Annotated in this window: 11 protein-coding genes; 5 read left to right on the plus strand and 6 right to left on the minus strand. The window is 35.2% G+C overall.

The annotated features are described in order from the left end of the window. Positions 1-215 precede the first annotated feature (215 nt). The 3 genes from FG383_RS20390 (at position 216) to FG383_RS20400 (ending at position 1,667) form a co-directional block, all read left to right on the plus strand. Positions 216-749 carry an HTH-type transcriptional regulator Hpr gene (locus tag FG383_RS20390; RefSeq protein WP_142609477.1) on the plus strand — a complete coding sequence of 178 codons (534 nt, stop codon included), beginning with the start codon at positions 216-218 and terminating at the stop codon, positions 747-749. Between the two features lie 117 nt (positions 750-866). Further along, positions 867-1,412, plus strand: a complete 546-nt coding sequence (locus FG383_RS20395; RefSeq protein WP_142609480.1) for a DUF3267 domain-containing protein — start codon at positions 867-869, stop codon at positions 1,410-1,412. 69 nt (positions 1,413-1,481) lie between these two features. Beyond that, entirely contained in the window at positions 1,482-1,667 is a 186-nt protein-coding gene (locus FG383_RS20400; RefSeq protein ID WP_142609482.1) for a hypothetical protein, read from the plus strand. A gap of 124 nt (positions 1,668-1,791) precedes the next feature. On the opposite strand, the gene FG383_RS20405 is transcribed toward FG383_RS20400, so the two are convergent. Then, positions 1,792-1,890, minus strand: coding sequence for a YjcZ family sporulation protein (locus FG383_RS20405; RefSeq protein WP_142609485.1), 99 nt, complete (start codon positions 1,888-1,890; stop codon positions 1,792-1,794). Between the two features lie 137 nt (positions 1,891-2,027). Here FG383_RS20405 and FG383_RS20410 point away from each other — a divergent pair, with 137 nt between their 5' ends. Then, entirely contained in the window at positions 2,028-2,969 is a 942-nt protein-coding gene (locus tag FG383_RS20410; protein ID WP_142609487.1) for a peptidylprolyl isomerase, read from the plus strand. A gap of 47 nt (positions 2,970-3,016) precedes the next feature. Here FG383_RS20410 and yhaM read toward each other — a convergent pair whose 3' ends face one another. The 5 genes from yhaM to FG383_RS20440 all read right to left on the minus strand — a co-directional run bounded on the left by yhaM (position 3,017) and on the right by FG383_RS20440 (position 8,719). Then, on the minus strand, positions 3,017-3,955 hold the full coding sequence (yhaM, locus tag FG383_RS20415) for a 3'-5' exoribonuclease YhaM (protein WP_142609489.1): 939 nt from the start codon (positions 3,953-3,955) through the stop codon (positions 3,017-3,019). Continuing rightward, positions 3,952-6,669 carry an ATP-binding protein gene (locus tag FG383_RS20420; RefSeq protein ID WP_142609491.1) on the minus strand — a complete coding sequence of 906 codons (2,718 nt, stop codon included), beginning with the start codon at positions 6,667-6,669 and terminating at the stop codon, positions 3,952-3,954. Before FG383_RS20420 ends, yhaM begins: the two co-directional genes overlap by 4 nt. Before the next feature lie 3 nt (positions 6,670-6,672). Then, complete coding sequence (locus tag FG383_RS20425; RefSeq protein ID WP_142609492.1) at positions 6,673-7,878, minus strand: metallophosphoesterase family protein; 1,206 nt, start codon at positions 7,876-7,878, stop codon at positions 6,673-6,675. A gap of 329 nt (positions 7,879-8,207) precedes the next feature. Further along, the gene (locus tag FG383_RS20435) at positions 8,208-8,519 is read right to left on the minus strand and encodes a DUF2178 domain-containing protein (RefSeq protein WP_142609494.1); all 312 of its coding nucleotides are present in this window, start codon (positions 8,517-8,519) and stop codon (positions 8,208-8,210) included. 2 nt (positions 8,520-8,521) lie between these two features. Further along, positions 8,522-8,719 (minus strand): helix-turn-helix transcriptional regulator, encoded by a 198-nt coding sequence (locus tag FG383_RS20440; RefSeq protein ID WP_142609495.1) that lies wholly within the window; start codon positions 8,717-8,719, stop codon positions 8,522-8,524. A 140-nt stretch (positions 8,720-8,859) separates the two neighbouring features. Between FG383_RS20440 and FG383_RS20445 the strand changes: the two genes are divergently transcribed. Beyond that, positions 8,860-9,045, plus strand: a complete 186-nt coding sequence (locus FG383_RS20445) for a YhzD family protein (protein WP_142609496.1) — start codon at positions 8,860-8,862, stop codon at positions 9,043-9,045. Positions 9,046-9,469: the final 424 nt, after the last annotated feature.

The raw sequence follows: 9,469 nt of genomic DNA on the forward strand, positions 1-9,469 counted from the left end.
CTTTCAATGACCAATTAGTTGCTCTTCACCATTTACTGGATATATAAGTTTGATAAACTGTATAAAATTTTGTTTCTAGTGAGTCTGCACTGATAAATAAGTAATTTTCTATTTTTATAATATAAACTATCAATTATTTTTGATAATATGTATCCAGCTACATACTTTCTTGCTATAATATTTGAAAGATTATAATAGAGAAAGAAGGTAGACATATGACTGAACAGTTCTACACGATGAAAGAAGCAATGATCTATAGTCAGCGTATTGCACAGCTATCAAAAGCATTATGGAAAGCTGTAGAAAAAGATTGGCAAATGTGGATAAAACCTTATGAGTTGAATATTAATGAACATCATATTTTATGGATTTCTTATCATTTAGAAGGTGCTACAGTATCAGAAGTAGCTAAATTCGGAGTTATGCATGTTTCGACTGCTTTTAATTTTTCTAAAAAGTTAGAAGAGCGCGGTTTACTAGCCTTTTCAAAAAGAGACGCGGACAAACGTAACACATACGTAGAAATTACTCCAAAAGGTAAAACATTACTTGACGAAATGTATGAAAATTATCATGATACACCTCACTCCGTTATCGAAGGTTCACGTTCGATGAAAGAATTGTACGGTAAATTTCCAGAATTTTTAGATGTAATGGCTGTTATACGAAATATTTATGGTGATGACTTCATGGAAATATTTGAACGATCGATTAAAAATATTGATGAATCCTTCACTAAAAATGAATAATTTTTTGCGAGTGTAAGCGCTCTATAATTTTTAACAATTTATGTATTGCATTTTAAATATAAAAGTCGTATTGTATGTATCTGAAGGTCAATCTCTTCTATAGGAGTTGCATACAATTTGCATTGTTGGAAAACAATTAATGTAAAAAAACAATATGGCTTAGAAAGGTTATTTCTATTATCCTCTCTATTAGTTATAATCGTTTTTTCTTTCGCATACGTTTTGTTAGGAATTATTAATCACACAAATAAATCCGATGATTATTTTCTAGTATTTACACTAGCATTTTTAAGCGTTTATCCGCTTCACAAGTTATTACACTTCATTCCACTTTATAAGTTTCGAAATAACGTGAAAATCATAAATAAAAAACAATTTGGGTTTTTACCTACTGTTACGATAAGAGTAGTAGAACCAATTAATAAAAACAGATTCATTTTTTCTTTATTAGCACCTTTTATTTTTATTAATGCTGTTTTAATTATCGGAGCATTACTTGTTCCTGTTTTTTCACATTATTTCACTATGTTATTTGCGTACCATTGCGGTATTTGTTTAATCGATTTAATATATGTGAAACATTTAAGTAAGTCTCCAAAAAGTGCATATATTGAAGAAACGGAAGCTGGATTTGAAATTCTAATCACGCCGACACATTATTAACAAGAAGTAACACTTGTAAAATTCGCATCTTCTTTGATATGCTTACTAGTATATGAAGGGAGTCTGGACATGATCATATTTACGTTAGTTCTATTCTCAGCATTTTATTTGCTACAAATAAACCGAATGACATACGCCTTAGTTATGTCAAAAGAAATTCCAGAAGAAAAACACCCGAAGATTTTTCGTACCATTAACATACTTATTACGATTCTTCTTGTTTCCTTCTATGTAGAACTATTTTACGCAGTTTAAGAGAAAAAAATGGACCCAAATCATCAGAATGATTTAGGGTCATTTCTTTTTTGTCTGATTTTCATAATACTAAAATGAATAGAGAACTAAGATCGATTTTACACGATCTTAGTTCACGTCTTCATTAGTAAAGGAACGCTGCCCCTACAATGATCAAAAGAATGAATAAAACAACAATCAATGCAAAGCTAGAACCATAACCACCGTTATATTGTCCGCCCATTTAAAACACCTCCTTTTCCATGTATCCTATGCGTTTTTTTGAACAATCGGTAGGCAAATGAACGGGAACCATTTTTGTTTTTATTTCGTTTATGTTATAGTAACAACTGCAGCAACAAGAAGTTAGGAGAGAATTTCATGAAAAAAACAGTATTAACATTAACACTTGCAGCATCCGTTTTTGCATTAGGTGCTTGTAGTAATGATTCTGCAACTAACAGCGAAGTAATCGCTACTTCTAAAGTTGGAGATATCACGCAAAATGACTTATATGAAGAAATGAAAACATCGATCGGGGATCAAGCATTTCAACTTCTGATGATTGAAAAAGTACTATCATCGAAGTATAAAGTGACAGAAGAGGAAGTAAACAAGCAATTAGAAGCCGACAAAGAGCAATATGGTGATAATTTCGAAGCTATCATCGGACAGCAAGGCTATACAGAAGCTTCTTACAAAAAGTACTTAGAACTAAATTTAATGCAAGAAAAAGCATTGATTGAAGACGTGGATGTAACAGAAGATGAAATTAAAGCAGAATACGAAAATATTAAAAACGAAATCCAAGCTCGTCATATAGTAGTAGAGGACGAAGAGACTGCTAAAAAAGTAAAAGCGGAACTTGAATCTGGGAAAGATTTTGCGGAAGTTGCAAAAGAATATTCCATTGAACAAGCAGCTCAAACAACTGGCGGCGATTTAGGTTGGTTTAACAAAGCAACGAATATGGATGAAAAGTTTTTAGAAGGTGCATTCGCATTGGAGAAAAACGTTCTAAGCGATCCAATCTTATCTAGCTTTGGTTACCACATCATTGAAGTGACCGATAAGCGTGAGATTAAAGAGTCATACGAAGATAAAAAAGCAGAACTTGAAAAACAATTAAAGCTTGAGAAAGCAGATACTTCAGCGCTATTGTCGAAAGTAGCGAAAATGATGAAAGATGCAGATATCAAGATCAAGGATGAAGATTTAAAAACAGCGTTAGACGAGTTTTTAGCTGCAGCTGAGACTCCAGCACCAACTGACGCAGATACAACTACAGAAGATGCAGATGCATCAACGGAAGAAAGCAAATAATTATTTATATAAAAAGCGTAAAGGACGAGTGCCTTTACGCTTTTTTGTTATTCAAATGTTGGTTTGTAGAAGGAACGATTTTCAAGTGGGAATAATCGCTCTGTGAATTCTCCCGGATTTGTTTTGTCCAATGCACGATTGAGCATATTCATTTTTGCATCGATATTATCAATATAGTGCAAGATTTCCGCTTCACGAACCATTGGGCGTTTCGGACTTCCCCACTCTTCTTTACCGTGATGGGAAAGTACCATATGTTGCAGGAGCATTACTTCTTCTCCTTCTATTTGTAGTTCATCTGCTGCTTTTGAAATTTCATTGACCATAATGGTAATATGCCCAAGTAAATTTCCTTCCGTTGTATACGTTGTTGCAACCGGACCCGACAGTTCAATGACCTTGCCAATATCATGCAAAATAATTCCTGCATATAAAAGGTCTTTATTAAGTGTTGGATATAAGTCACATAATGATTTTGCAAGTTTTAACATCGATACGACATGGTCGATTAATCCAGATGCATAATCATGGTGATTTTTCGTTGCTGCTGGGTATGTCATGAAAGCAGGTTGATGTTTTTTTAATAAGTGACGAGTAATTCGTTGAATCAATGGATTTTTCATCTCGAAGAAAAACTGCATTAGTTCTTCCATTAGTTCTTCTTTTGGTTTATCAGCTGATGGAACAAGGTCATTGATCGTTACTTGTTCATCCGTTTTTGCTGGTCGAATACTTTTTACGCGAAGCTGGAACTTCCCTCGATAATCTTGAATTTCCCCTCCGACACGAACGATTTGGCTCGCTGCATATAGTTTTTCATGCTCCTCATTTGTATCCCACAGTTTTGCTTCGATATCGCCGCTTTTATCTTGTAAAACTAGTGACATAAATGGTTTGCCAACAGTCGTTACTCCTTTTGTTGATTGTTTGATTAGTAAGAAATGATCTACTGGATCCCCTACTCGTAGTTGTGTAATACCTTTCATTTCACATTCCCTCCACTTCCGGCTAAAATGTCCGCTACTTGGACGATATGTGCTTCTTTCCAGACATATCGCATATTTTCATGACATGTAAAGTACAGTAGTTGATGATTTTTTTGTAGCTCTGTCATTAATTGTACCATGTGTTGAAGCCTGAAACGATCGAAATGTACAAAAGGGTCGTCCATAATAATAGGAAAAGATGCTTTTTCTTTTAATGAAACAGCAAGTGCAATTCGTAGCGAAATATACGCTTGCTCTTTTGTCGCTTGACTAAGCTCTGCTATTTTAAAACGTTGCCCATTTGCCTTCACTGCTTCAAAGCTACCCTCTGGCGCTAATAGTAATTCATCATATGAATAGCCTGTGAGCGTCTGAAAGTAATGCTGTGCACGTTGTAATACTTCTGGAAGACGTTCTTCCTTTAACTGCGTCATTGTCTTTCTAATCGCTTCTACAACAGCTTTATAAGCAGCCCACTTTTTTACTAGCTCGTGAAGTTCTGTCTTTTTCTGTTCCAGTTGTTGTAATTTTTCACTTTGTTCATCGTTTTCGATTAACTTTTTTGTTTTATATAAGAGGGACGCTTTTTCTTGTAGTAATTCGTTCCGTTCTTGTTGAAGGCTTTGCAGTTTTTCTTTACATTCATATTCAAAGCTTTCTTCATAATCATGTAGACTTACAGGGTGATTCCCTAGCTGCATTTGAATTCGCTCGATTTCTTTTTCTAGTGTGAGTTTTTCTTCATACAAATGATACGCCGTGTAATAATCTTCTTCTGTTTCTACTTTTGCTTCTTTAAACAGTTCGGCTATTTTTTCTACATATGCAGTAAGCAGTAGTCTCGTTTCATGTATCTTCGTTTCGAATTGCGCAATTTTTTTAGCTGAAAACTGTTGGTCTTCTGCTTTTTTCTTTTCAGTTAAATAATATTCACGTAACTGGTGGAAAAGCATATCTTCTATTAAGTGGATAGTTGCTGCTTCCTGTGCTTGTCCAAATAGTTGTTGAAGTCTAGTTCTCACTTCGTATAATTTCGTTTCCATTTGATCTAATTCCAGTTGTTGTTCTTGAATGATTCGAAGTCTATTAAAAACTTTAGGCAATAAGCTAGATGAGAGCTTTTCACTAATATGATATGTTTTTAAAAATGCATGAACTAAATGTTCGATTTCTTCTCTCTCTTGTACGAGTTTATTAATCGTATATCCCAATTGGTCTATTTGCTCTTTTAACGTTTGCTGCTCCCTCACTAACAAGCTTTCATACTTTTGCATATCATCTGCTTGTTGCATCGTTTCCAGCATAAACATGAACCCAATATATACGATTGCACTAAAAATTACAGTTATAAGAGCAATGATCCAATTCGCTTGAAAGAAGCTAAGAGTTAAACCAATTATAATAATAACTCCTATAAACAGAAGGGCTATTCCTTTTGCATTTTTGTTCTGGGAAGATGATCTGCTCGTTCGTTTCGATTCGTTGACTCGAGTTTGGTGCTTATCGAAATCTTCTTGTTTCATTTGCAATAAACGTTGTTCTTGTTGCAACTGGCTTTCTAGTTCTCTTTGTTTTTGAAGTAAAGAAACGAGCTGATCCTCTTGTTGTATTGACACATCTGCTTCCATAATAGACTTTAAACTTTTTTCCCAATTCACTCCTACCAATGATAGTTGTTGCATTTGACTTTGCAATGTTTTGCTTTGTTCCTCTTCTATTTGTATTCGCTGAGCTCTGAGCTCATGCCACTGTGTTTCATAACTCAAATAGGATTGTAGTGCTTCTAATTCTTTTGAGGTCAGGACTTGGTGGTTATTTGTTGTAGTTGCAAGCTCTTCTTTTAATTGTTCAAGCGTAATTTTCACACTAACTTCTTTATCTTTGATTGACTCATAGCGACGAATCCCATCAACTGGGAAGGTTATATGCTTGACGTTTTCTAGAGCTTGTTCAAGCTCTATTTCTTTTTCCTTAATGGGCTTTAGTTGCTTCCAGCGTAAATAGTGTTGTAATTGATCGGAAGTATTTTTCTCCTGCTCCATCATTTTCGCTATTAACAGTTCCAGTTCATGTAATCGGTTAATGGAAGGTTCATATTTTTGTACTTCTTCCATTTGTTGTTTCCATTCTAACTCCAATTCTCGTAGCTCTTCTAATTTTTGATTGATCAATGGCTTTTTACCAGTTGGTTTAAAGAGTTCTCCCATCTCTTTTACAAATTGAGTTTCCACATTAGTTAGCATGTCCATGCCTGTCGTTCCTGAAGTGAGAAGTGTTCTTGTTAGCTCTTCTTCTGTCATTTTTTCAAAACCTTGCAATTGAATTAATGAAAAAGAAAAAATTGCATCGAAATCTGTACGACTATATGAATGAAGTAAATTGGAAAGTTCCTTCTCTCCACCTCGTGCACCATCTTCAAAGTATAGCGTGACATCCCCACTTGCTTTGCCTTTTACACGTTCTACTATGATACGAGCTCCATACTCATCTATTAGATGGATTTTTCCGCCGTACATGGCCCCACTTTTCGGTTCATATCTTAATAGTTGCGCATTTTTTTGTGGAAATCCAAAAAGAATATGCAGGATGAATTGCTGGATTGTAGACTTTCCAGCTTCATTTTCCCCATAAAAGACATTAATGCCATCTTTTAAATCGATTTCTACACTCTCATGCTTTCCAAAACCGTAAATATGGAGTTTTTCTATTTTCACTGATTACTCACCCCTTGTCACCACTTTTGAAAGGATCTCTTTTGCTTCCTGCATCGTTTCATCCATAAACTGTTCATCTATAGCAGGCAGGTATCTGCTACCTTTCGGATGTCGATATAGATCTTTTAATACATGTTTCCATTCGGCAGTCTCCCATTCTTCCATCATTTCTAGTAACATATTCGATTCTTTTCGTTCCATATTAGGAAGATTTACATGTAATTCTTTTACGATTATAAACGTATGATCCATCTCTAAGCTTTCTTGAATCAGGGATAGCCATTCTTCTTTAGATGATGCTTGGATAAGCTCACTTGTCTCTTCCGAAATATCGGTCAAAGTGAGTTCGACGATGGCGTTTCCATTTGCTTCCCTGTAGGAGTTTAGAGATTGCTCCATAAGGTTTATTAATTCATTTGCATGAACAATTCCCTCACAAGAAACTTCTACCTCATCATATATAAATGCAGAGGAAGGGACAAACTGAAGCGTTGCGTTATTTTCCGTTAATGTAACATCATAAAATCCTTTTAAGCCCTGTTCGTTACGATGACGACTTTGCGTATTACCTGGATAAACTATTGGGGGATCATTATGCAAAGTTTGCCGCTTATGTATATGACCAAGCGCCCAATAATTATAGCCTTTTGCTATTAAATCATTTTTGCGAAAAGGGGCATATACATCATGCTCCATATTTCCTTCCACACTTCCATGCAGCATCCCAATATGAATATGTTGTCCATTTGCTACTGGGTAATGGCTATGCATTCCTTCCAGAACATGGCGCTCTTTATAGCTAAATCCCGATATATGGACTTTTTCGCCTTTAATATTTAATGTTTTTGTCTCCACTTTTTCTCCAAATACTTGCACATTGTCTGGAAGCAGGAACCTTACCCACTTTCCACTTAAATGATCATGGTTTCCATAACAAATAAAAACAGGAATTCCTTTTGCCTGTAGTGCTTCCATTCCTTTTTGAAATAGAGCTTGAGCACGTAAGCTTCTATTTTCCCCATCATAAATATCCCCAACTATTAACACGAAATCAGGCTTATTTTCCACTGCATATTCTATAATGTTTGTAAAAGCGTGAAATGTGCTCTCACGTATTTCCTTCCACTTGCTTTGCGGAATGGAGGAAATCCCTTTAAATGGGCTGTCCAAATGCAAATCGGCAATATGTAGAAATCGAATTTCTGTCAATGCTTCCACCTCACTTTAAAAACGAATATTTGTTCTTATTTTATCATAAAGAAAAGACTGCATACAAATGAATATATACAATCTTTCTATCCTTTGCTAGTTAGGATTATATTCTTTTTTAATTTGCTGAAGGGCTGCCATTAATCCAGTGAATCCTGCTAAAAATGCTGGGAAAATACTAAAGAGTAAAATTTCCAATTTCCTGTTATTAATGAAATACACAGGAAAAACAATGGAATTCCAATCAATGCAACTAAGGAAATACTTAGCGCTAGTTTCGTATTGCTTTTCATATTCATAACTCCTCCATTTGTTAAAATACCAGTTATCTAGTTAGATCTATTGGCAATGAATGATCCAATTCCATATGAGAGCATATGAATAACCCAAACCGCAGTCATTAAGAAAAAAGCTAACCCTGGTCCCTCCATAAAAATAATAATCATCCACACGATTAATATAGTTATCGTAGTAACAGTCCAAGATAAAGAACGGGCTTTTTCGTGGATTCTTATATAACGCTCATCAAACCATCTTTTTTGCTTTCCAATTCTTCTCATGATTAAAAATACAATTGCCAAGATCGTAATCGCAAGCGGTAAACCTAACAAAAAGGATACTAAATCAAAATCCTCATACATTCCTATTCCTCCTCATATATAAATATTTCTTCTATCGTACATTGGAACAATTTTGAAAGCTTAAAAGCAAGTGTAATGGAGGGATTGTATCGCCCCTTTTCTAACGAACTAATCGTTTGCCTAGAAACATCCAACTTGGCCGACAATTCATCTTGCGTCATGCCAAGTGCCATCCGCTTTTCTCTCACTAAATTTTCCATCATAATTCCTACTTTCTTTGTAAAGCTAACTTTACGTAAAGTATACTTTACCATTCCTTTTATTGTCAAGCTTACTTTACATTTAATTTTAGAATTTTTAATGTATAATATAGTAAAGACAAATAAAGGGGTGTGTTTTCATGAAAACGTATAAATTTACTGCATTTGAACCAACAGGAAAGCTTATTGTGGAAGAAACATGGACTTTCGAAAATGACGAGGAAGCGAAGCAAAAAGGGGAAGCAGCAATCGAAGAAAAAGGGTTGCTAGAGACGACGCATCGTTTAGTAAATAGTGCTGGGAAGCTTGTATTATTTCATGTGTGAGCTTGCGAGGGAACTAAAACCGTTGTGGTTTTAGTCCTTTTTTTGTGTGTTTTTCTGGGGAATTGTTTTAGTTGTAATAATTTGTTGCGTTAGTTGTAAAAGGACACTTTTTCCATAGTAAAAGCGCAACCGCCTTTCTCTAAAAGATATGGCAATTGAGAACGAGGAATGAAATGTCGCACATAATAGGAATACTGTGACGTAAGGAAGTGACCGCTAGGATTTTCGCTGCAGAGCGGACGCTTTCCGTGGGGTGAGCGATGAGCCTTCACCGCAGCGAAAATCCATGGGAATTGCTTACTTATTCAGTGGCAACTCGCAAAAAACAAAATTTCTGCAGTATTCCGTCTTGGTGAATCCAATAAATGGCTTAGGGCAACCAATTAATCATTGAAAGCAACCAGTTCTAGTCTGAAAGCAATTA

It is taken from the genome of Psychrobacillus soli, assembly GCF_006861775.1.
Lineage (GTDB): Bacteria > Bacillota > Bacilli > Bacillales_A > Planococcaceae > Psychrobacillus > Psychrobacillus soli.

What these genes read in the sequence shown, in the direction of transcription:
- FG383_RS20400 (WP_142609482.1), top strand. Translation starts at nt 1,482, where the DNA reads ATGATCATATTTACGTTAGTTCTATTCTCAGCATTTTATTTGCTACAA.
- FG383_RS20435 (WP_142609494.1), bottom strand. Translation starts at nt 8,519, where the DNA reads ATGTATGAGGATTTTGATTTAGTATCCTTTTTGTTAGGTTTACCGCTT.
- FG383_RS20410 (WP_142609487.1), top strand. Translation starts at nt 2,028, where the DNA reads ATGAAAAAAACAGTATTAACATTAACACTTGCAGCATCCGTTTTTGCA.
- FG383_RS20405 (WP_142609485.1), bottom strand. Translation starts at nt 1,890, where the DNA reads ATGGGCGGACAATATAACGGTGGTTATGGTTCTAGCTTTGCATTGATT.
- FG383_RS20445 (WP_142609496.1), top strand. Translation starts at nt 8,860, where the DNA reads ATGAAAACGTATAAATTTACTGCATTTGAACCAACAGGAAAGCTTATT.
- FG383_RS20390 (WP_142609477.1), top strand. Translation starts at nt 216, where the DNA reads ATGACTGAACAGTTCTACACGATGAAAGAAGCAATGATCTATAGTCAG.
- yhaM (WP_142609489.1), bottom strand. Translation starts at nt 3,955, where the DNA reads ATGAAAGGTATTACACAACTACGAGTAGGGGATCCAGTAGATCATTTC.
- FG383_RS20440 (WP_142609495.1), bottom strand. Translation starts at nt 8,719, where the DNA reads ATGGAAAATTTAGTGAGAGAAAAGCGGATGGCACTTGGCATGACGCAA.